The sequence below is a fragment of the Kocuria sp. ZOR0020 genome (genome assembly GCF_000800955.1).
GTDB lineage: Bacteria > Actinomycetota > Actinomycetes > Actinomycetales > Micrococcaceae > Kocuria > Kocuria subflava.
The window spans coordinates 1-212 of sequence record NZ_JROX01000381.1 but is presented as its reverse complement, the minus strand read 5'-3'; the positions used below and the strand labels follow the sequence as shown (position 1 = coordinate 212).

Annotated in this window: 1 protein-coding gene; it reads right to left on the bottom strand. The window is 38.2% G+C overall.

All coding sequences use genetic code 11. The annotated features are described in order from the left end of the window. Positions 1–134 precede the first annotated feature (134 nt). The coding region (locus tag L979_RS17145; RefSeq protein WP_197052175.1) for a single-stranded DNA-binding protein at positions 135–212 on the bottom strand (78 nt) is incomplete at its 5' end.

Genomic DNA, 212 nt, shown 5'->3' with positions numbered 1-212 from the left:
AAGTCAAATGGCATTGATACGTTTTCCTTGATCCAAGCGAAAGCTCCGTCAAAGTCTTGTCTTAATAAGCTCATTTTATCCACGATGTCGATAATTTGCTCTCTCTCTTCTTCTGTGTACATGTAACCACCTTTCTAGAAAGGAAGTTCTGATTCATCAACTTCAACAGGTTCAGAACCACCAAATAAGTCTTGTTTAGCTTGTGATTGACT